This window comes from Streptomyces chengmaiensis, from assembly GCF_029846775.1.
Taxonomy (GTDB): domain Bacteria; phylum Actinomycetota; class Actinomycetes; order Streptomycetales; family Streptomycetaceae; genus Streptomyces; species Streptomyces chengmaiensis.
The window spans coordinates 15,016-36,184 of the sequence record NZ_JARWBG010000012.1 but is presented as its reverse complement, the minus strand read 5'-3'; the positions used below and the strand labels follow the sequence as shown (position 1 = coordinate 36,184).

The window sequence follows — 21,169 nt, the reverse complement described above, 5'->3', positions numbered from 1 at the left end:
CACCCTTCCGGTACGGCCCCGGGACGCGGCCAAATGTCCAGTGTGCCGTATGGGTGCCGGAACGGAGCCGGGGATGAGTATCCGCACGGTGCCAGGCCCCGGGCGTCGCATGATCCGCTGACGGCATGCCTTCTGCGCACCCCGCTGCCCCTGCCCCCGCGCCGACCTCGCGCACCACCGCGTGGTGGCTGCCGCCCCTCCTCGGCACCCTGGCGGCGGCCGCTCTGGCGTGGCTCTGCTCTGATCCCCTCCGCGGACCGGGGACGCCCGGTTTCTGGCTGCTCGGCTATCTGGTCCCCGTCGCCCTTCTTGCCGGGGCCTGGCTCAGCCCCCGAGGTCCTGCCCACCACGCCCGTCGCGTCCTTCTCGGGGCCCTGGCCTGCCTGTGGACGGCGGTGTACGTCCCGCTCCTCTACGTTGTGGTCACTGTGGTCCTCGTCGCCATGCTCCTCACGGGCCACGTCCGGTCATGATGACTCTTCGGCGAGCTCCGCGACGCCCGTGATGCGGTGCAGTGCGAAGGTGCGGACCTCGTCCGCGGTGTGGTCGTACGCGGTGACGAAGCCGCCCTCCACCCGGACCGGCGCAACCACGCGCTGGCTGGCCGCGCCGTCGGCGTTGACGTAGCCGATCCACACGGCGGAGCCGGTCAGCGCCGCCGCCTGCACGGTGGCCAGCGTCTCGGCCGAGGTGGTGCGCGGCAGCTCGCCGGTGCGGAGGGGCCGCTGCGGCTCGGGGGCCGGTTTGCGTACGACGGTGGCCGCCAGGTCGCCCGCCCTGATCGCCCGTACGGCCGAGGTGAGCAGGGCGTCGTCCGGGAGGGGAGGGCCGTCCGGGACGGGTGCGGGAGGGGTGCGGGGCGGAGTGCGGCGGGCATGGGCGCGGGTGATCAGCACATCGCCCTCCGCGGACTCGGCGGCCGGGGCGTAGCCCATGGAGCGGAGCGCTTCGAGCAGCGCCGCCGGGTCCGCCTGGGCGGCCAGCACCGTGGGGGCGAGGCGGCGCAGCCGCAGCCCCGCCGAGCGCCGGTCGGCGAGGATCTCGCCGAGCAGCGCGTCGTCGTCGCAGCGTACGTAGGCTCCGGCCGCGCCGATGCGCAGATGGCCGTGGCGGCGGGCCACATCGTCGATGAGGTAGCTGAGCGGCTGCGGCACGGGGGTGCGGGAGTGCGCGGCGAGGAAGGCATGCAGGTCGGACGCGGATTTTCCGGCGTCCAGGGCACGCCGTACGGAGCCGGGGGTGAAGCGGTAGACCGTCGCCCCGCCCTTCGACTCCACGTCCGCGAGGACGGAGAGGGTCTCGGCGAGCGGCCGCTGCAGGGGGCCGGGCGCGACGGCGGTGAGGTCCGCCTGGAGGAGGACATGGTCGAGGGGCTGGGGGAGGAGCGGGGCGAGGGCGTCCGCGGCGAGTGCGAGGAGCGTGCCGGGGTCCGCGGGGACGGGCGCCGGGTGCGCGGGGGCGTCCCCGCGCCCGGTGAGGGCCCGGCCGGAGCCTTCCGCCGAAGCCGAGCCGGGGGCGGCCGCCGGTTCGGCCCCGCCGGGGGCGGCTGCCGGGTCTGCGGCGTCGGCGTCGGCCGCTGGACCAGCCGCTGGGTCAGCCGCGCCGAAGCCGGCCGCCGGTTCGGCCCCGCCGGGGGCGGCCGCCGGGTCTGCGGCGTCGGCGTCGGGGTCGGGTGCTGCTGCGCCTCCCGGCGCATATGTGTCAGCCGGGGCGCCGGTGCCCGTGCCGTCCTTGCCCGTTCCGGGAGGAGTTGCAGGGCCGGCGACCGGTGCGGCTCCCGCCCCGGTCTCGTCCGCTGCCGTCCCGGTGGGGGCGGCGCGACGGAAGCCGGACGGTCCGGCAGTGTCGGCGCGGGCCTCCGGGGCGTCCGGAACGCCGCCGTGGGCCGGTGGGAGGCCCGGCCCCAGCAGTACGCGCGCATGGGTCGCGAGTGCGCCGCGGCCGGTGAAGCCCAGCAGTTCGGCCTCCTTCAGGGTCCAGGAGGCGAGGAGGGAGCGGAGGTCGGGGGCTTGCGGGGTGGGCGCAGGTCCCTGCGGGTGCGTCGGGCGCTGGGCGTCCGGCTGCCGGGGGGTCGTCGGGCTCTGCGGGCCGCCGCCACGCAGGGGGCGCTCCCAGCGCAGCCGGGCGAGCACGGTGTCCGGGTCGGGGGCCGTGCCCGCGGGGAGCCCGGCGAGGAGTTCCAGGACCCGGCGGCGCACCTCGGGTGCGGCGGAGCGGTCGAGGTCGGGGCCGAGAGCGGACAGGGTGCGGCCCTTGGCGTCCTGCGTGCCGACGAGCCCCGGCGTGCGGGTGGCGGCGAGCCATGTGGCGGCCAGCCGCGCCCAGCGGTCCGCCGCGGGCAGTTCGAGCCACTCGTCGTACGCGGGGGTCGGCGCATAGCGCTCGTCCGCTTCCCCGTCGGATGCCAGCAGCCCCGCACCATACGCCAGTTCGAGCCAGAAGGCGGCCAGCGGCTCGGGGGCGTCGAGCGCCACGGCCGTGCGCTTGAGGTCCCGTACGGACAGGCCGCCGGCGCGCAGCACGGCGGGACCGCCCTCGTGCCACTCCTTCAGCAGTTCCTCGACCGTGGACAGCGCCGTGAACGCCTGCCCCGCCGCCGTGCCGTCCACAACCTGTGGACGGTGTTCCGCCCCGGCCTCGACCGCCGGCGGCGCCGGCTCCGGCACGCGGTGGGCGCGCCCCGCCCGCAGATGCAGGGCAGCCTCGCGCGGCAGCACCACCGTGCGCGGCGAGGCGGGCAGCAGCAGCCCCCGGTCCCGCAGCCAGCGCACCGGCGGTGCGGGGTCCGCGGTCACCTCGCCGTACGGCGGCCCCCACACCAGCCGGTCGAGTACGGCGAGCGCCTCGGGCGGGGCCGCGTCCAGCAGTAGGCTCATTCGAGTGCGGTCGGTGAACAGCTCCGTCAACGCGGCCACCGCGGAGACCGGGTCATGGGTGGCGGGCAGTCCCGCCGCCGCGAGGATCTCCTGGAGGCGGCCCGGCGACATCCCCGACGTCGCCTCGGCGACCGTCGGGCCCAGGCCGGTGGGGGACGGCCGGGCGGGGGACGGCGCGAGCAGTTCGCGCGCCGTGCGCACCAGCCGCAGCCGGTCGTCGCCGCCCCATGTCAGGGCCTGCCGGCGCAGCACGGCCACCGCGTCCGGCAGGGCGGCCGCGACCGAGGGGTCGCCGTCGTCTCCGCCGAGGAGCGCGAGCAGCGTGTCGTACGGGGCGGGGTCGGGGGCCACGGCCAGCGCCTCGGCGGTCTGCAGCGTGAACCGGTCGAGGCGTTCCAGGGCGCGTACGACCGAGGCCCGGGTCGCGGCCCGCGTGGCGAGCTGGGTCAGATCGGTGGGCACCGGGGTCAGCAGGTCGGGGCGGGCGCGCAACAGCGCGGCGAGGCCCTCGTCGCCGCCGGCCCGCAAGGCTTCGGCGAGGGTGCGCGGGCTGCCCGTGCCGGAGCGGCCGGCCGGCTCCGTGCCGTTCGGGCCGCTCGCCTCGGAGCGGTCGCGGGTGTGCGGACTGCTTGCGTCGGGCATGGTCCCCATCCGCCCCACGGTAGCCGCTGGAACGCTACCTTCGAGCCTGTGGGGATCGAGAGCGACAAGCTCGTCTACGACTATCTGAGCCGTGTCGGCGATCTGGCGCAGCAGCATCAGCTGCCGTCGGGCGACCGGATGCGGCTGGTGGCGTCGTTGCGGGAGGAGATCGACCGGCGTCGGTCGGGGGTCGGCGGGAACAGCCCGGCGGCGGTGCGGCGCATCCTGGGCCGGATCGGCACACCGGACGAGGTCGTCGCGTCGGCGGCCACGGGGTCGCCGTCCAGGGGAACCAGGGGGACACCGGCCGCGGGATCGACGTCGTCGGGGGCGTCGGCTTCGGCCGCGGGCCCGGCGCCGCCGCACGAGCCCGGATCCGGTCCGGTGACCGACGGCCTCGCGCCGCCCTGGGCGGCGCTTCCGGAGCAGCGCGCCCGCCGTCGTGTCCCCAGGCCCCGCAAGTCGTCGGCGCCTCCGCCCGCGGCGCCTCCGGCGGCCGCGTCTCCGCCGCATCTCGCGGGCATGGACGAGCTGGGCCCTTCCGGGTCCGAGCCGGACTGGTGGCGGATCGAACCGGGGCCGTTCGGGCCGGGGGACGCGGTGAGCGGCTTCGTCGGCGGGGTGGAGGAGCCGGAGCTGCTCAGGCCCCCGCCGTCGAGGGGTGAAGAGGGCACGGCGGAGGAGACGGCCGGGAAGGCCGCGGCGGCCGAGGGAGCGGAGGAAGCCGCGGATGCCGATGCCGCTCCGGCGCGCCGCCGACTGCTGTCCGGGCTCCGGCTGAGCAGTCCGCTGCTGCTGCTCGCCGCCGCGCTGCTGGCAGTCGGCGCGGTGTCCGGCTCCTGGTTGGCCCTAGGTCTGGGCTGGCTGTTCGCCTACGGCTCCCGGACCCTCACCCGTACGCAGGCGAAATGGGCCGTCCTCGGACTGCCCGGCGCCGTCGCGGCGGGCGCGGTCGTCTGGCTCTGGGGCAGGCTGGACGGCCGCTGGGGCGAGCCGATTCCCGAGGACGGGATGCGCGAGGCGCTGACCGACGCCTGGCCGTGGGTGGTGCGGGGCGCGGCGGTCGCCTCCGCGCTGTTCCTGGTGTGGCGCGCGCGGAGACGGTGAGCCGGTCGGGGACGGTGGGTCGGCCGGAGGCCGGCCGGTCGGTGGCGGTCGGTCACTGGCGGAGAGTCGGTCGGTGGCGGCGGGCCGGTCGGGGACGGTGGGTCGGCCGGAGGCGGGCCGGTCGGGGACGGTCGGCCGGAGGCGGCGGCCGTCGCGGGAAGGCCGGAAAGAGGGCAGGTCAGGCCGGGGGCCTCAGGTCGGCAAGGTAGGTGTCCAGCCAGTCGAAGACCCGCTGTTCGAACACCGCGCGCCCCGTCGGCTCGCAGTGCAGATGCGCCCCTTCGTCCTCGGTGAAGCGGATCAGCTCCTTGGGCCCCGGCAGGGCGTCGTACAGCCGCCGTGAGCCGCCGGGCCAGAAGCGCTCGCCCTCGGGGTCCGTGATCAGCAGCGGTGTGGTGATCTGCTGGACCACGGGCGTCACGTCGTACTTCGCGATCTCCGTGAGCAGGTCGAAGGGTGACTCGACGCCGTACGGCTTGGAGCGCCACCGCCATATGGCGGCCGTCGCGGGGTCCGCGTGGACGGCTTCGCGGACGACGCGGTCGAAGGTCTCGCGGTCGCCCGACTCCCACAGCCCGCGCAGCTCCGGGCCGAGTTTGGGCCACCAGCTCTCGGAGACGTCGACGACGCCGGGGTCGGCGACGGCGGCCGCGATCCGGTGCTCGAAGGCGAGCGCGCGAGGAACCCAGTAGCCCGCCTGGCTGATCCCCGCCAGCGCGATGCGCTCGCGGTCGACGTCCGCGCGGCCGCGGAGGAAGTCCACGACCGGAGTGATGACGTTCTCCCAGTCGGGACGGAACGTGACCCCGTGCTGGAACAGCATGGACTGCTGGCCGGGCCCGTCGAACAGCAGGGCACGGCACCCCCGGGCCACCGCCGGCGCGCCGAGGAGCGTCCAGGCGGCGTTGACCGGGCCGTCGCTTCCGTTGACGACGATCAGCGTCGGCAGGGGCCCGCCGCGGCCGGGCGGGCTCATCAGGTACCCCGGAAGCGCCATGTCCTCATAGGGGATCGCGACCCGTTCCGCAGGCGGGTCGCATGTCTCCGCGAAGCGGTCGAAGCAGGCGCGGTGCTCCGCGAACACCTCGCGCAGCCGCGCCTCCGGGTCGGCGCACGCGTCGACCGACACCAGGGCCGTGCCGAAGTAGGCGGCCGCGCGCAGATACGCGTCCCGGGCGCTCACGGCGTGCCCGCCGGCCGCGCTCTTCCCGGCCTGTTCACGGGCGGTGCGGGCAAGCTCCGTCCACGTCGAGAACCAGGTCTCCGCGTCGCCGTCCGTCGTGGCGGACGCGGCGGCCAGCACCTCGCCCACGTCCGCGCCCTGCCGCCAGGCCGCCCCCAGGGCGAGCAGGATCTCGTAGTCGAACTGGTCGTTGCCGTTGAACCGGTACGTCATGGCGACTCCAGGCACGCCGCGCGCCGTGAGAACGACCCCCCGTTCAGGACCCAGCCCACGCTTTCATCGTAGGAGCGGCCCAGCACAGGTGCACACCGGTCGCGCGCCGCCGCACACCGGTCGCGCGCCGGCCGGCGGTCCGTGGACCGGCGAGGCCTGCCGGGTGGCCGCGGACGGTCGGCAGCGGGCGGCAACGGGCGGCAACGGTTGGCGGCGGTCGGCAACGGGCGGACAGGGCCGCCGGCGCCGCCGGGCAGAATGACCCCCATGGCTGCGCACCTCTCAGACACCCGCTCGAACGGCGCGCCGGCAGTCGACCCGGACGACACCCCGGCAGCCGGCCGGTACGGCACCCCGGCAGTCGACCCGGACGCTGCCCCGGCGGCGGCTCGGTACGCCGCCCCGGCGGCCGGCCCGAACGGGGGCCCGGTCGTCGGCTTCGACCTCGATATGACGCTCATCGACTCCCGCCCCGGCATCCATGCCTGCTACCGCGCGCTGTCCGCCGAGACGGGGGTCGCCATCGACGCGGATCTGGCCGTCACCCGGCTCGGCCCGCCGCTCGAGCAGGAGCTGGCCCACTGGTTCCCGGCCGGGCGGATCCAGGAAGCAGCCGACCGCTACCGCGAGCTCTACCCCGAGTACGCCATCGAGCCCGCCCTCGCCCTGCCCGGCGCGCGCGAGGCAGTCGCCGCCGTCCGGGAGCTCGGCGGACGGGCCGTCGTCGTCACCGCCAAGCATGAGCCGAACGCCAAGCTCCACCTCGACCACCTCGGCATACGTCCGGACGCGTTGGTCGGATGGCTGTGGGCCGAGGCCAAGGCGGAGGCGCTGCGCGAACACGGCGCGAGCGTGTACGTCGGCGACCACACCGGTGATGTGCGCGGCGCCCGCGCCGCCGACGCGTGCTCCGTGGCCGTCCCCACCGGCCCCTGCGGCGAGGAGGAGCTGCGCACGGCAGGGGCGGACGTCATTCTGGCCGATCTCACCCGTTTTCCGGCGTGGCTGCGCCGGTATGCCTCAGGCGACGGCCACGATCGTCACCGGGCAGATCTGGCCTGATTCCGCTGGGCCGCGATCGACCGCAGCACACCCGCTCCCGCGATCGCGAAACCCACGCCCATCAGCATGCACACGGCATACGCGAATGACGGAAACGGCTCCGTGCCAAGGAACAGCGGGGCCAGCGTGATCAGAGTGGCGACGGCGCCGACGATGAAAACGATCCCGCCGACGCGCACAAGGCCGTCGCCGGGGCCCGGAGGAGTAGCAGTCATCCGGCCAGGGTAGTTCCCTGCGCGGAGGAACCGATCGGCGACGTCTTGTCACCGGCCCCGGGACCATTAGCCTTGGTGCTGGCGGGTCGGGCGACCCGCTGTAGTGCTATCCAGAGCCGTTTTTTCCGGCGCAACCCATCGAGTACGAGGACGAGGACAGACGTGCCTACCGGCAAGGTCAAGTGGTTCAACAGCGAGAAGGGCTTCGGCTTTCTCTCCCGCGACGACGGCGGCGACGTCTTCGTCCACTCGTCGGTGCTCCCCGCCGGAGTCGATGCGCTCAAGCCGGGACAGCGGGTGGAATTCGGTGTCGTAGCAGGTCAGCGCGGTGATCAGGCGCTGTCGGTGACGGTTTTGGACCCGACTCCCTCGGTGGCCGCTGCGCAGCGGCGCAAGCCGGACGAACTGGCGTCGATCGTGCAGGATCTGACGACCCTGCTGGAGAACGTCACCCCGATGCTGGAGCGCGGCCGCTACCCGGACAAGGCGCACGGAAAGAAGATCGCGGGCCTGCTGCGGGCGGTGGCGGACCAGCTCGACGTGTGACGGACCGGATGAAAGTCCGGGTGAACGCCCGGATGAGAGTCCGGATGAGAGTCCGGACGGGCGTTCATCCGGACGCTTCAGGGAACGCCAGCGCATCGCGGCCGAGGGGCGGCACCAGCCCCTCGGCCGCGGCACGTGTCAGCAGGCCCCGCACCGCCGCGTACCCGTCAGGCCCCAGGTCGGCCGTGAACTCGTTGACGTAGAGACCGATGTGCTGGTCGGCCACCTTGGGGTCCATCTCCTGGGCGTGCTGGAGTACGTACGGGCGCGAGGCCGCCGGGTCGTCCCAGGCCATGCGGACCGACGCACGGGCGGAGTCCGCCAGCAGCCGCAGCGTCTGCGCGCCCAGCGAACGCCTGGCGATGATCGCGCCCAGCGGGATCGGCAGCCCGGTGGCCGACTCCCAGTGCTCGCCCATGTCAGCCAGGCAGTGCAGCCCGTAGTCCTGATAGGTGAAGCGGGCCTCGTGGATGACCAGCCCTGCGTCGACCTTGCCGTCGCGCACGGCGGGCATGATCTCGTGGAACGGCAGGACGACGATCCGGCCGACCCCGCCCGGCACCCGCTCGGCAGCCCATAGCCGGAACAGCAGATAGGCCGTCGAACGCTCGCCCGGCACCGCGATCGTCTTCCCCGTGAGCTCCGTCCCCGGCTCGCGGGTGAGCACCAGCGGCCCGCAGCCGCGGCCCAGCGCTCCGCCGCACGGCAGCAGCGCGTACTCGTCCAGGACCCACGGCAGCACCGCGTACGACACCTTCAGCACGTCGAACTCGCCGCGCTCCGCCATGCCGTTGGTGAGGTCGATGTCCGCGAACGTCACATCGAGCTTGGGCGCGCCTGGGACGCGGCCGTGCGCCCAGGCGTCAAAGACGAACGTGTCGTTCGGGCACGGGGAGTAGGCGATCTTGATGGCCTTAGGCATGGGGGGTCGGGTTCGCCTCCTCGGTGAGGGCGGGGACCAGCAGCCGGAACCCGCGTTGCAGTGCGGCGAGCGCGTCGCCGATGCGCCAGGCGGCCCGGTCGCGGGGGCCGACGGCGTTGGAGACCGCGCGGATCTCGAGAACGGGGAGCGGTGCGGGTGCGGGCAGGCCGGGTGCCCGACCGCCGGGTTCGGGTCGATCGGGCGCCCGACCGCCGGGTGCCGGACGGCCGAGTGCCCGCCGCCCGGCGACGGCGGCCGCCTCCGCCACGCCGAAGCCCTCCATGGCCTCGGCCGCGGCGCGCGGATGACGCCGCCTCAGCTGCTCCGCGCGGACGGCCGTCCCGGTGACCGTGGAGACCGTGAGCACGGGCGCGTGGACGGCGTCCAGCGCCTTGGCGACCCGCGCGGAGAGCGCGGGCGGGGGACGGTGCACACTGCGGCCAAAACCGAGCTCCTCGACGGGGAGCCAGCCTTCGGCGCTCTCGGGGGCCTCGGCCCCCAGGTCGGCGGCGACGATCTCGTCGGCGACGACGAGGCTGCCGAGGGGGGCGCGCGGCGCGAAGCCGCCGCCGATGCCGGCGGCGACCACCAGTTCGTACGGGGCCGAGTCCGCGGTCTCCGCGCGGGTGAGGGCGGCTGCGGCAGCCGCTGCCGCCGCGGCGGGGCCGACGCCGCCGACGAGAACGTCGACGCGTACACCCGCGTCGCCGGCCCTCGCGTCGGCGAGACCCGCGGCGACGGAGTCCGCCTCCGCGGCCACCGCGGTCACCGCCAGGACACGCATCCGCGCGTCAGTCGAGGTCCAGCTTGAACGTCCAGATGGACAGCGGCTGGTCCTTCTCGTTGAACTGGATGATCCCGATCGTCTTGGTCTTCGCCGGGGCGCCCGTGCCGCCGGTGCTGAACACATCGGCGTTCGGGAAGCTGCGGTAGGTCTGGTCAGAGGCCTCGGTGATCGGGTTGCCGTCGAGGGTCACGACCCACTTCTTGCCGTCCTCGACGACCTCGGGCTCCACGCCGAGCCGCAGTGTCGCGCCGCGCTCGTACCCCAGCGTCTTGGCCGACTCGATGTCTGCCAGGCATTCCTCGATCTCGTCGGTGGGGATCGCCTTGCCGTCGCCCTTGCAGGTCGCCTCGGACGAGACCGAGCTGGAGCCGACCGTCATGGTCGCGAGCGGCGTCGGCTTGTCGCAGGCGGACAGGGTGAGGAGCCCGGCGGAGACGGCGCCGAGAGCGGCAGCGGCCCGGCGGCGCTTGCCCGAGAAGAACGCAACGGTCATGGGGCGAAGGCTATCGGGCGAGCAGTGATCCGCGACGCGGGGGTCCGGCGCGGCGCGGCCGTGCCCACTCGCCCGCCCGATCACGGGCCTCTTCGCCCCGCGAGCGGGTTCCTGTCCCACCAGGCGGTTGCCGGTTCGGGGCCCGCGGCCCCTGGGCTCTCCCGGGTCAGGCCACCCGCGTGGGGCGGTGGTGCGATGGGGTGTGGCGGGCCGCCGAGAGGAGGCCGCGGACCGCCGCCACCGCTCCCACGCCGACGATCGCCGCCGCGACCGTCATCCCCACCGTCCCGTTCAGCGGCAGCGCGATCCCGATCGCACCGCCCACCACCCACGACATCTGCAGCAGCGTCTCCGAACGCGCGAACGCCGACGTCCGCACCGACTCCGGCACGTCCCGCTGGATCGTCGCGTCCAGGGACAGCTTCGACAGCGCCTGTGAGAGCCCGGCCACCCCGGCGAGCACCGCCACCATCCCCGTGCCGAAGAACGCCGCCGCCAGGATCGTCGTCGTCAGGGTCAGCAGCAGCACGGAGGCGATGATCAACTCTGGGGCGCGGGCGCGGAGCCATGCCCCGACCGCCGTGCCCAGCGCATTGCCGACGCCCGCGGCGACCGCGACCATGCCGAGGGAGACCGCCGCGGACTGGCCGGGCAGCGGGTGCACCCGCAGCAGAAAGGCCAGGAAGAAGATCAGGAAGCCGGACAGCGCGCGGTGCGCGGCGTTCGCCTGGAGGCCGTGCAGCACGGACGGGCCGACCGTGCGAAGGCTCGGCTTCGTCTCACCGTGCGTCAGCATGTGCGCCTTGCGCTCCCCCTTCGCCGAGTCGACCTTGTGCGGCAGGGTGAACGCCAGGAAGGTCCCCACGACGAAGAGCGTGAACGCCCCGTACAGCGGCCACTCCGGCCCGATCTGCTGCAGCCCGATCGCCACGGGGGCACTGGCGCCCGTGGCCAGCAGCCCGGCCAGGGTCACCCTTGAGTTGGCCTTCACCAGGGAGAACTTCGGCGGCAGCAGCCGCGGCACGACGGCGCTGCGCACCACCCCGTACGCCTTCGACGACACGAGCACGCCGAGCGCCGCCGGATACAGCTCGATGTCGCCGGTCTCCACCGCGCCGGAGAGCATCAGCGCCAGCAGCGCGCGGGCGAGCATCGCGCCCGCCATCGCCGCGCGGCGGCCGTGCGGGATGTGGTCGAGGAGCGGGCCGATGACGGGGGCGAGGAGCGCGAACGGCGCCAGTGTGATGGCCAGGTACAGCGCGACGCGCCCGCGCGCCTCGTCCGTGGGGACCGAGAAGAACACCGTGGATGCGAGAGCCACGGTGATCATGACGTCCCCCGCGCCGTTGACGGCGTGCAGCTCGATCAGCTTGCCCAGCCCGGACTCGCCCGCGCCGTGCGCGTGCGTGGCGCGGCGGATTCCGCGGGCCGTGCCGGTGATCGGCAGATGCAGGGCGCGGCCGACCGCCCGGGCCGCTCTGCCCAGCGGCCCCGGCCCGGCTGCGTTGGACGACCTCGCGGCTGCCACCCCGTCATAGTGCCCCAAGCCCTGCCTGCGCGAACCGCGATGGGGGCTCGCGGCGCGGGATGTTCTTGCGTTGTCGGCCTTCGGGGAGGACGGAAGGTGGGCGGGCGGCGGCGAAAGGGGTAGCGTGCGTAGCGCGCCACCGGCGGTTGTGCTCGGCCGCGCGCCGCTTCGGCATCCCGCAGAATGGATGACGATAGGTGTGCCCGAGACAGGTTGGTCTGGGCGCAGACGTCGATGCGGCCCGCTGGTCCGCTCCGCCTGCCGCCCAAGCCTCCCGGGCCCTCGCGAACTCGCGAATCGGTCGGCGCACCCGTGAGACGGCGTAGGAGAGAAGCGAGACCTGTGAGTGCTGCGACGACGCGAAGCCGTACCCCCGACCGTCTGTGCGCCGAGGCGGTGGACCTCGCCCGGGCGGCAGCAGAGGAGGCCGCCGCGCCAGGGGTGGTCGGCGAGCATGTGGCCCTCGTGTCGGAGGGGGACCGGGTCGTCACGCACTTCTTCGAGTGCATGGAGCTCGGGTACCGGGGCTGGCGCTGGGCGGTGACGGTGGCGCGGGCATCCCGCGCGAAGGTCGTCACGGTGGACGAGACCGTGCTGCTGCCCGGCCCGGACTCCCTGCTCGCGCCCGAGTGGGTGCCGTGGAGCGAGCGGCTGCGGCCCGGCGACCTGGGGCCGGGCGATCTGCTGCCGACGCAGGCGGACGATCTGCGGCTGGAGCCCGGGTACACGGGTGAGGACGAGCCGCCGCCGAACTCGGCCGTCGCCCCCTCCCACGACCTGGAGGAACGCGTCGAGGAGGAGGACGCCGAGCTGACCGGCCGGGCCCCGGTCCAGTCGGACACCGGCGACGACGGCCGTGGCGCGATCTCCGCGGTCGCGGAGGAGCTGGGCATGCGGCGCGCCCGGGTGCTGTCCCGGTACGGGCTCCACATCGCGGCCGACCGCTGGGACGAGTCCTACGGCGCCAAGACCCCCATGGCGCAGGCGGCGCCCGCGCAGTGTGTGACCTGCGGTTTCCTGGTGCCGATCGCGGGCTCGCTGCGACAGGCGTTCGGGGTCTGCGCGAACGAGTTCTCGCCCGCCGACGGGCGGGTCGTGTCGCTGGCGTACGGGTGCGGCGGCCACTCCGAGGCGGCCGTGATGCCGAAGCCGCCGGTGCCGCCGCCGCCGGTGCACGACACCGTGGCCACGGACGAGTTCCCCCTCCGCCCGGCCCCGGACAGCGGCTCGGTGACGGCGGAGGCGGACACCGCGGCGGAGGACCTGGGCCACTCCTGAGGCGGGCTCCTCAACCCGGCCCGTACGGCGCTTGAGGGCGAAACCCAGCTCCGCCGGAGGCGCCTTCGCGGATCGCCGAGGAGATGGCCGCGGGCAGGCCCACGCCGTCGACCCGCGCGCCGACGGCGTGGACCTGCCCGGTGCTCGCCCGTCCGGACTGTCCCGAGGACGACACCGCGGATTCGCGGTGTGCGGATCCGCACTCGCTCGATCCGGTGCCCATGGCCGGCCCCGGCCGTGACGCGGCGCTCAACACGCGGCGCGAGCCCCGCCTCGACGCCAGGTGCGGGGCCGCGGCCTCGGTGCTCACCGCCAAAGCAGCGCGATGGCCCCCAGTGCGACGAACACCGCCGCGTACACGCCGAGCACCGTGCGCAGCACCCGGCTGGGATCCACGGTCGCCGTGGCCGTAGCCGTGGCCGACGCGGTCGCCGCCGCGGGGGCCTGGACCAGCACCGCGCCCGTACCCGAACCCGTACCGGCGGACTCCCCGTACGCGCCGCCGGCCTCATCGCGCGGGCCGGGCGCGCTCTGGGCGAGCTGGGCCGCCAGTACCACGCGGGCGACGGCCGCCCCGGAGGCCAGCGCGGCGCTGACGTTCTGGACCGCGACCAGTTGGACCGCCGGATAGCCGAGGACCTGAGCCGTCGCGCCCTGACTGGCCGCGAACATCGCGTTGGCCCCGGTGTTGGAGCCGGCCAGGAAGCCGCCTGCCGCGCCGATCCACGGTGCGAGAACGAGATACGCGGGGCCCAGACCGGCCGCCGCCTCCGCGATGGCGCGGCTCATCCCGGACGCGGTCAGCAGAGTGCCGAGCGCCAGGAAGACGACGGTCGTCACGGTCACCAGCCACCACCGGCCCAGCGTCTCCCGCACGGCGGCGCCCAGCACGGAGTCCCGCGCGCCGAGCAGCCGCGGGGTCAGCGCCACGGTCAGCAGCAGCCAGCCGGCGGGGCCCGCCAGGACCGCCCACCAGCCCTCCTCCACACTCGCCGCGGCCAGCGCCGCCCGCCCGGCGAGGAGCCCGGCGACCAGGAAGCCGTACGGGGCGAGAGTGCGGGCGATCGGCTCCGCCGCCTGCCGGGGGCCGTCCTGGGCCCGAGAGGCCAGCAGCAGCACCGCGATCACCGCAAGGCCGCCCAGCACACCGGCGAGCGGCACGCCGACGAAGGCGTTGACGGCCCATACGACGGTCCACAGCGTGCCCACGGCCAGCAGCCAGTCGGCCGCCAGGGACAGCGCGCCCCGCACCCCGTATGCCACGGCCAGCGCCGCCGCCGCGCAGATGGCGAAGACCGGCGCGGACAGCAGCGCCGAGTAGACGCCCAGTTCCTGGAAGCCGACCCCGCCGAGTTGGGCGGCCACCAGACTGCCCGGGGCCAGCGACCCCCACGGCACGGTGACCAGGCCCAGCAGACCCACGACGGCCGCCTTCGCCGGGGGCAGTCCGAGCTGCCGCAGCAGGGGGATGGCGACGATGACGCCGATGCCGAAGCCGGTGAGCGACTCGGCGAACGGCGTCACACCGAGCAGCACCAGCAGCACGGCGCGCCCCGGCGTCCTGCACGCCCCGCCGATCCAGTCGCCCAGCCGCCGCTGCGCACCCGTCCGGCTCATCAGCTCGCTCAGCAGGATGCCGCCGAAGAGGATCGCGGCCAGTTCCACGGCCGTGGGCAGCATATGCAGCCCTGAGCCGGCGAGTTCGCCGAGCGGCGTGCGGAAGGCCAGCGCGGTGAGCACGGCCGCCGTGACGAGCGCGGCGAGGGCCGCGTACAGGGCCTTCACCCGCGCGGCGAGCAGGCCGAGGGTGACCAGGATGGGAAGTGTGGCGAGTGCCGCGTTCACCGGGCTGCCTCCGCTTCGGCCAGGGGCCGTTCGTCGTGCTGGGCTGTCGGGCTCATGGAGGGTATGGCGGCGGCCCGCGACGCGGTGCGGGCGGCCGCGTCGAGCATCGCGGTGACACAGCAGTGCGCGTCGAGGAGGGCGCGGTTCACCCCGCCCGGGGACGGCACATAGTGGTTGTAGAAGGTCGCGCCCTCGCACAGCGGGCCGAGGACCCACACGCGTTCGTCGGCCGTGCCGTCGGCGGCGACCGGGTGCTGGCCCGGGGTGATGTCGACGCCCCGGCTGCTGGGCGCCTCCGGACGGTGCCGGCGGATGCGCCCGGCGGCGAGCATGCCCGCCAGCAGGGCGCTGCCGGTGCGCTCCACGTCCGGCTGGCCGGAGGTCGCGAGCGCCAGCCAGTCGGCGGTCTCGCCGTACGGCTCCGCCAGCGCCGTGGACGTGATGCGCCAGACGCCTGCCTCCTCGTCCCAGGCGGTGCGCGGCCCCGGCCCGAAGGGCACGGCGACGACGCCGGCGTCCAGCAGCGCGAGCAGCTCCTCGTGGCGCTCGCGCTGCGGACCGGTCACCGACCGGTTGAGCACGGAGGTGAAGCGGCCGTAGAACTCCTCGTGGGACTTCTCGTCGAGTCCGCCGAAGTCGACCGCGTAGCGCATCACTTCACGCTGGTCGCGCAGCACTTCCAGGGCGGACTTCAGCGGGGAGCCGGACAGCCCGAGGCGCGCCTCGATCAGGTCGTCGACGAGCCGCTCCCGGTACCAGTCCCGGTAGACGCCGCTGTCGGCCGTCTCCGCGATGTCGGGGAACAGCGCGGCGTACGGGTCGAACACGCCGAAGCGGTCGGCGTGTTGTGCGTCCAGTTCGTCCAGCTCCCGGCCGAGGGAGCCGTCGGCGACCGCGGCGCGCAGCCGGCCGGTGGTCCGGCGTCCCGCCTCGGGGCCGCCCGCCAGCAGGGCGCAGCGGCGGTGGTAGGCGACACGCATCTCGGCGCAGAGCAGCGGCAGGACGTCCCCGTACAGGCTGAGCTGCCCGCTCGGCGCGGCGGAGCGCAGCCGGTCCACACCCGCCTGGTGGAAGACCAGCGGCTCGAACGCGCCTCCGGGACGGTGCAGCCGAGGCCGGGCGCGGAAGGGCAGCCCGGTCCTGGAGAACAGCAGGATGCGGGGTTCGTCGCCGCTGGGCACATAGCGGCGCACTCCGCCGTCGGCGGTGTAGCGGCCGCCGCGGCCGACGGTGAGCGAGGCGAGGGCGTCCATGCCGGACAGACCGGTGCCGGCGAGCGCGATGGTCTGCCCCGGCGCGACGTCGGCGAACTTCCGGGCGGGCGGGTAGATGTCGGCGATCCGCCGATGCCCGCGGTGGGGCCTCCGGCCGGGTGGGGTGTGCCCGGTGTGGGCGGCTTTCCGGGTGTCCGGAACGGTCGCGGTGGCGGCCTGGGGTGCCGTGTCCTGGGGCGTGGCATGCGGGGTGTGCCCGGTGTGGGCGGCTTTCCGGGTGTCCGGACCGGTTGCGGCGGTGGCCTGGGGTGCCGTGTCCTGGGGCGTGGCATGCGGGGTGTGCCCGGTGTGGGCGTCTGCCTGCGCGGCCGCGGCCGGTGAGGCGGCGCCCGCGAGCGCGGCCGCCTCGTGGTGCGGCCCGCCGGGCCGGACGGCCCCTTGCGACGACTCCGTGTCCGGGGTGTGTCCGGTGGTGAGGAAGACGAACGGGCGGCGCAGCACCGTGCCGTCGTCCAGAGTGACGGCGCGGGCGCCGCCGGGGGCGTCCGCGAGGGCGACGGCGGTGGCCCGGTGGAGGCGGACGTCCAGGTGCGCGGGGGCGCGGCGCAGAGTCCGGCGCAGGTACCAGGTGAGGTACTCGCCGAGGATGCGGCGCGGCAGATAGTCGTCGGGGCGGATCTCGCGCCCGACCGGGCCGAGGGTGCGGCCGTCGTCGGCGAGCCGCAGTCCGCGGGCGCGGACCCACTCGTAGAGGTTCGGCCCGCGGTCGCCGACCGTGTCGCCGACGGTGGTCTCCTCGGGAAACGGCGAGACCTGGCAGGCCACGGTGTTGAGGAGCAGATGGTCGGGCTGTTCGGGGTCGTGCAGGCCCGTGCCGTCGGCGCGCGGGTCGACGAGGTCGAGGGCGAAGGGGCGCTGCCGCCAGTGGGGGCGGGAGGTCAGGGTGACGATGCGTTCGAGGACGCCGAGACCCCGTGAGCCCAGCCCGACGACGACCGCGCCGAGCGGCGGCGACGCGGAGGTGGAGGAGGGCGCGGCGGAGGAAGAGGAAGCGGCGGAGGAAGAGGAAGCGGCGGAGGAAGAGGAAGCGGCGGAGGAAGCGGCGGACATACGTCACCACCGCCTGGTTTCGCCGAAGAAGTCGTCGACCTCCACCGCTTCGCCCGACTCGCGGGCGTGGCGCAGCACATGCGCGCCGACCGCGAGGTCGAGCACGCCGAGACCGAACGGCGAGAAGACCACCGGGCGTGCGGGGTCGGCCTTGAGCTCGCCGCGCATCACCTCGGCGAGGGTGCCGGCGATGAAGTCCCGGTGCCCGTACTTCTGCTCGGCCAGATGCGGGGAGGTGTTCGCCGTCATGCAGTGGTCGATGTCGTCGAGGATGTTCTGCGCGTCCTTGACGATCTCGGGGGCGATGTCCCGCAGGGATATGTTGAGCACCGTCTGCCCCGCGGTGAAGGTCCGCGGGTCCAGGATGTACGGTTCGCCGGCGGTGGTCGCCAGGACGATCAGGTCCGATCCGTCCAGAGCGGCGCGCAGCCCGGTCTCGAAGCGGGCGGCGTGGCCCAGTTCGCCGTCGATGTACCTGGTGAAGGCGGCCCCGTACTCCTCGCTGCGGTCGTGGACGACGACCTCGCCGAAGGACCACTCCTGCGCGGTGAAGAACTCCAGGATGTTACGGGCGATCACTCCGGCGCCGACGACGGCGAGACGGCGGGCGGTGCGGCCGCCGGTCAGCTCCTCGGCCGCCAGCACGGCGGAGGCGGCGGTGCGGGCCGCGCTGATCTGGGAGGCCTCCAGGCAGGCGAAGGGGTAGCCGGTGGCGTAGTCGTTGAGCAGCAGCGCGGCCGAAGCGCGCGGGACGCCGCTCTCGATGTTCGCGGGGAAGCTGCTGATCCATTTGACGCCGGCGACGTCGTGCTTGCCGCCGAGATAGGCGGGCAGGGCGATGATGCGGCTGTCCGGCTTGTCGGGGAAGCGCAGGAAGTAGCTGTTGGGGTTCACCGAGTCGCCGGCGTGGTGGGTCAGATACGTCTCACGGACCTCCTCGACGATCTGCTGCCGGGTGCGGCCGATGATGTCGCGGGCGGCTGTGCCGCCGACGACGCTGAACTCGAACATCAGGTGCCTTTCGGGGAGTTCGCAGAAGAGGTGTGAGGGGTGGCGGCGGACGGCGTCGCGCCCGCCAGCACGGGCGGCTCGCCCCGGCCGGGGGCCCGGTCCCCCGCGGCGGCCGGGACCCTGTCGTGGTGGCCGTCCCGGTGGCTGCCCGGTTGGCTGCCCCGGTCATGGCCGGGACCCCGGCCGCCGTCGAGCGCCGGACCGTCTGCCTCAGGGCCTTCGCCGAACCCGTCGGTCCCGCCGAACCCGTCCGACCCGTCGAACCTGTTGAACCCGTCGGACCCGTTGGACCCGTTGGACCCGTCGAGGTCGCCGAACCGCTCGAAGACCCACAGGTCGTCGTAGACCGTGTTGAGATAGCGGTCCCCGAGGTCGGGGGAGATCGCCACGACCCGTGCGCCGGCCGGGATCTCCTCGCGCTGCCGCTCGACGGCCGCCAGGACCGTGCCGGTCGATCCGCCGACGGCGAGCCCGCGCTCGGCGGTGATCCGGCGGCACATCCGCACCGCGTCGGCCTCCGGGACCTGGACGAACGCGTCCACCAGCCCCCGGTCGAAGATCTCCGGCCGGCGGCTGGCGCCCAGACCCGGTATGTGCCGCTTGCCGGGCGGGGTGCCGAAGGTCACCGACCCCACGGAGTCGACGGCCACGATCCGGGTCCCCGGCGAGTGCTTGCGGAAGTACCGGGCGCAGCCCATGAGCGTGCCGGTGGTGCCGGCGCCGACGAAGAGGCAGTCGACCCCGTTCACCTGCCGGGCGATGGCGGCGGCCGTACGCTCGTAGTGGGCGCGCGGATTGGCCGGGTTGGCGTACTGGTTGGGCCAGACCAGCGCGGGATCGTCGCGCAGCCGCCGCTGGATGTAGTCGATGCGGGTCTGCAGATAGCCGCCGTTGGCGTCGCGCTCGCGCACGATCACTGCCTGCGCGCCGTACGCCTCCATCAGCGCGATGCTCTGCCGCGGGGTGTTGGGGTCGACGACGCAGGTGAAACGGTAGCCGCGGGCCGCGCACACCGAGCTGAGCGCGATGCCGAGATTGCCCGAGGAGGACTCGATGACCGATCCTCCCGGGCGGAGCAGCCCGCGCCTTTCCGCGTCGTCCAGCAGGCCGACCGCGGCCTTCAGTTTGATCGAGCCCGCCGGGTTGAGGCCCTCGACCTTCAGGAGCAGTTCGACGCCGGGGATGAACCCGTCGAGGTCCAGGAAGATGTCGTCCAGGACGACGTCATGGGCGTACCGGTAGATCACGGGGTGTCTCCTCCGTGCTGTCGATGTGCGTGTCCATGCGGGACCCCCGGGGGTGCTCGGCGGCCGCACCCGACCGATGCCGCATGGGAGGCCCGCCTGGTGCGGGGGCGGCAGTCACCACCGGTAGGTCGGGCGCGCGGGGTGCGCCCGATGCGTGCGGCGATCACCGCCCCCTGGCCCCGTCGCGTCGCCTCAGGCGGCGGAGCGCTTGTCGAGGACGAGGTCGTGCCCGACGACGAACGCGGCCTCGTCCGAGCAGAGCCAGACGACGGTCTCGGCCACCTCCTCGGTGCTCGCGCCGCGCCCCAGCGGCGTCACGGGGGAGGGGCTGGGGTCGATGGCGGCGGGGTTCGGCTCATGCGCCGGGCCGGGGCTGATGGCGTTGATGCGGATGCCCTTGGGGGCGTACTCGTTGGCGGCCGTGCGGGTCAGCGTGGACAGCGCGGCCTTGGACGCCGCGTACGCGCCCATGCCGGTCAGCTTGCCGGTGGTGGCCATGTTGCAGGCGGTGTTGACGATCACTCCGCTGCCGTTGCGCTCCATATGGGCCAGCTCGTGTTTCATCGCCATCCACACCCCGGTGAGGTTCGCCGCCAGCGTCTCGGCCCAGACCGTCTCGCAGATGTCGGCGACGTTCCGGTTCGGCCCGGTGACGGTGGCGTTGTTGAAGGCGATGTCGATCGCGCCAAAGCGCTCCTCGGCCGCCCGGACCATGGCGCGGGCCGCCGCCGAGCCGCCGTCGGTCAGGTCCACGACGACATGGTCCGCCTCGCCGCCCGCGTCGCGGATCAGCTTCACGGTGCCGCCGAGGTCCTCGGACTCGGGGCCGGCGAGCATGACGGTGGCGCCCTCCTGGGCGAAAGCCAGCGCGGTGGCCCGGCAGATGCCGTCGCCGGCTCCGGCGACGAGGGCGACCTTGCCGGCGAACCGCTGCTTCGGCGGCCGTATCGATCGTGCCGACATAGAACTACCTCTTCTTCTCTGAAGTGCTGCCAAGTTCCATGGAGATGCGGGTGATGTAGGTGAAGCGAGGGATGCGAGGGATGCAAGGGGTGTGAGAGGTGCGAGGGATGCAAGGGGTGTGAGGGATGTGGGGGGTGCGAGGATGCGGGGGGCGCGTCATGCCTCGGAGATGCGGCCGGCGGCGGCGACCAGCTTGTCGAGCAGCTCGTCCGCCCAGTCCGTGTCGTACGCGTGCAGCCGCGGCAGCCCGCCCTCGTTCGGGTCGCCCGTCCACTCGAAGCGAGCGCCCGGGTTGTGCGCGGCATAGCCGTCGGCGGTGAAGAAGTGCGGGCTGCCCTGGACGTCCGGGCCCTGCGCCGTACGCCACTGCTCGTACACCTCGGCCCGCCCGGCCCCGCGGGCCAGCGCCTTCGAAAGCGCCCCGGCGTCGACGTGCGTGCACTCCTCGGCGATGTCCAGGATCACCGAGTGGACGCTGATGCACCGGCTCTCGGCGTAGAAGGCGCGGCGCAGCGCACGGTCCAGCTCACCGCTCGCCGCCAGCCCGCCGACCGCCGGGTCCTTGGCGGCCTGCACGGCCTCCAGCGCGGGCAGGGTGGTGACGGGGTACTCCGACTCCTTTCCCTGCCACAGCCGCCAGCCCAGCTCCGGGCGGCAGGCGGCGATCACGATCACTTCGGGGTCGACGATGAACTTCGGGGTGGGCTGCCGGTTGAACAGCTCCAGCGGGAAGGCGTGGTGGTCGAGCAGCAGCGTCTGCCCGCGCCGCTCGGCCGCGGTGTGCAGAGTGTGCAGGGCGAGGCTGGCCCAGGGGCAGCCGATGTCCGACCAGACGGTGAGCACATCAACGTTGTCATTGCCGGAAGGGCCCGTCATCTCGGTATCTCCTCAGGAAGGCTGGTGGAAAGGGGCGCGCGCCCGGCCGCC

At 74.3% G+C, this 21,169-nt stretch carries 18 protein-coding genes; 5 read left to right on the top strand and 13 right to left on the bottom strand.

Features of this window, described 5'->3' with window-relative positions; genetic code table 11:
• Positions 1–125 precede the first annotated feature (125 nt).
• Positions 126–473 (top strand): hypothetical protein, encoded by a 348-nt coding sequence (locus QCN29_RS12785; RefSeq protein ID WP_279927979.1) that lies wholly within the window; start codon positions 126–128, stop codon positions 471–473.
• On the opposite strand, the gene QCN29_RS12780 is transcribed toward QCN29_RS12785, so the two are convergent.
• Positions 468–3,527, bottom strand: a complete 3,060-nt coding sequence (locus QCN29_RS12780; protein WP_279927978.1) for a helicase C-terminal domain-containing protein — start codon at positions 3,525–3,527, stop codon at positions 468–470. The two genes, QCN29_RS12785 and QCN29_RS12780, sit on opposite strands and share 6 nt — an antisense overlap.
• 39 nt (positions 3,528–3,566) lie before the next feature.
• On the opposite strand from QCN29_RS12780, the gene QCN29_RS12775 reads away from it, so the two are divergent.
• The gene (locus QCN29_RS12775) at positions 3,567–4,625 is read left to right on the top strand and encodes a hypothetical protein (protein ID WP_279927977.1); all 1,059 of its coding nucleotides are present in this window, start codon (positions 3,567–3,569) and stop codon (positions 4,623–4,625) included.
• 178 nt (positions 4,626–4,803) lie between these two features.
• Here QCN29_RS12775 and QCN29_RS12770 read toward each other — a convergent pair whose 3' ends face one another.
• Entirely contained in the window at positions 4,804–6,021 is a 1,218-nt protein-coding gene (locus QCN29_RS12770) for an alpha/beta hydrolase family protein (protein WP_279927975.1), read from the bottom strand.
• Between the two features lie 267 nt (positions 6,022–6,288).
• Between QCN29_RS12770 and QCN29_RS12765 the strand changes: the two genes are divergently transcribed.
• On the top strand, positions 6,289–7,083 hold the full coding sequence (locus tag QCN29_RS12765) for an HAD family hydrolase (RefSeq protein ID WP_279927974.1): 795 nt from the start codon (positions 6,289–6,291) through the stop codon (positions 7,081–7,083).
• On the opposite strand, the gene QCN29_RS12760 is transcribed toward QCN29_RS12765, so the two are convergent.
• Positions 7,062–7,298, bottom strand: coding sequence for a hypothetical protein (locus QCN29_RS12760; RefSeq protein ID WP_240139726.1), 237 nt, complete (start codon positions 7,296–7,298; stop codon positions 7,062–7,064). The two genes, QCN29_RS12765 and QCN29_RS12760, sit on opposite strands and share 22 nt — an antisense overlap.
• Before the next feature lie 162 nt (positions 7,299–7,460).
• Between QCN29_RS12760 and QCN29_RS12755 the strand changes: the two genes are divergently transcribed.
• Complete coding sequence (locus QCN29_RS12755; RefSeq protein WP_279927972.1) at positions 7,461–7,844, top strand: cold-shock protein; 384 nt, start codon at positions 7,461–7,463, stop codon at positions 7,842–7,844.
• Positions 7,845–7,908: 64 nt separating this feature from the next.
• Here the strand turns inward: QCN29_RS12755 and QCN29_RS12750 are convergent, their stop codons facing one another.
• The 4 genes from QCN29_RS12750 to QCN29_RS12735 all read right to left on the bottom strand — a co-directional run bounded on the left by QCN29_RS12750 (position 7,909) and on the right by QCN29_RS12735 (position 11,574).
• Complete coding sequence (locus tag QCN29_RS12750) at positions 7,909–8,766, bottom strand: 1,4-dihydroxy-6-naphthoate synthase (RefSeq protein ID WP_279927971.1); 858 nt, start codon at positions 8,764–8,766, stop codon at positions 7,909–7,911.
• Positions 8,759–9,550 (bottom strand): futalosine hydrolase, encoded by a 792-nt coding sequence (gene mqnB / locus QCN29_RS12745; RefSeq protein ID WP_279927970.1) that lies wholly within the window; start codon positions 9,548–9,550, stop codon positions 8,759–8,761. Before mqnB ends, QCN29_RS12750 begins: the two co-directional genes overlap by 8 nt.
• 7 nt (positions 9,551–9,557) lie before the next feature.
• Positions 9,558–10,046, bottom strand: coding sequence for a DUF2771 domain-containing protein (locus QCN29_RS12740; protein ID WP_279927969.1), 489 nt, complete (start codon positions 10,044–10,046; stop codon positions 9,558–9,560).
• 166 nt (positions 10,047–10,212) lie between these two features.
• Positions 10,213–11,574, bottom strand: a complete 1,362-nt coding sequence (locus tag QCN29_RS12735) for an MFS transporter (protein ID WP_240139730.1) — start codon at positions 11,572–11,574, stop codon at positions 10,213–10,215.
• Positions 11,575–11,916: 342 nt separating this feature from the next.
• Here QCN29_RS12735 and QCN29_RS12730 point away from each other — a divergent pair, with 342 nt between their 5' ends.
• Complete coding sequence (locus QCN29_RS12730) at positions 11,917–12,852, top strand: DUF3027 domain-containing protein (protein ID WP_279927968.1); 936 nt, start codon at positions 11,917–11,919, stop codon at positions 12,850–12,852.
• Between the two features lie 306 nt (positions 12,853–13,158).
• Here QCN29_RS12730 and QCN29_RS12725 read toward each other — a convergent pair whose 3' ends face one another.
• The 6 genes from QCN29_RS12725 to QCN29_RS12700 all read right to left on the bottom strand — a co-directional run bounded on the left by QCN29_RS12725 (position 13,159) and on the right by QCN29_RS12700 (position 21,118).
• Positions 13,159–14,697 (bottom strand): L-lactate permease, encoded by a 1,539-nt coding sequence (locus QCN29_RS12725; RefSeq protein WP_279927967.1) that lies wholly within the window; start codon positions 14,695–14,697, stop codon positions 13,159–13,161.
• Positions 14,694–17,021, bottom strand: coding sequence for an FAD/NAD(P)-binding protein (locus tag QCN29_RS12720; protein WP_279927966.1), 2,328 nt, complete (start codon positions 17,019–17,021; stop codon positions 14,694–14,696). Before QCN29_RS12720 ends, QCN29_RS12725 begins: the two co-directional genes overlap by 4 nt.
• Before the next feature lie 3 nt (positions 17,022–17,024).
• A complete protein-coding gene (sbnB, locus tag QCN29_RS12715) occupies positions 17,025–18,032 on the bottom strand; it encodes a 2,3-diaminopropionate biosynthesis protein SbnB (RefSeq protein WP_279927965.1) in 1,008 nt (335 codons plus the stop codon).
• The gene (sbnA, locus tag QCN29_RS12710; RefSeq protein WP_318036708.1) at positions 18,032–19,279 is read right to left on the bottom strand and encodes a 2,3-diaminopropionate biosynthesis protein SbnA; all 1,248 of its coding nucleotides are present in this window, start codon (positions 19,277–19,279) and stop codon (positions 18,032–18,034) included. The genes sbnB and sbnA overlap by 1 nt, the downstream gene beginning before the upstream one ends.
• Before the next feature lie 192 nt (positions 19,280–19,471).
• Complete coding sequence (locus tag QCN29_RS12705; RefSeq protein ID WP_279927964.1) at positions 19,472–20,242, bottom strand: SDR family NAD(P)-dependent oxidoreductase; 771 nt, start codon at positions 20,240–20,242, stop codon at positions 19,472–19,474.
• A gap of 156 nt (positions 20,243–20,398) precedes the next feature.
• On the bottom strand, positions 20,399–21,118 hold the full coding sequence (locus QCN29_RS12700) for a DsbA family oxidoreductase (RefSeq protein WP_240139736.1): 720 nt from the start codon (positions 21,116–21,118) through the stop codon (positions 20,399–20,401).
• Positions 21,119–21,169: the final 51 nt, after the last annotated feature.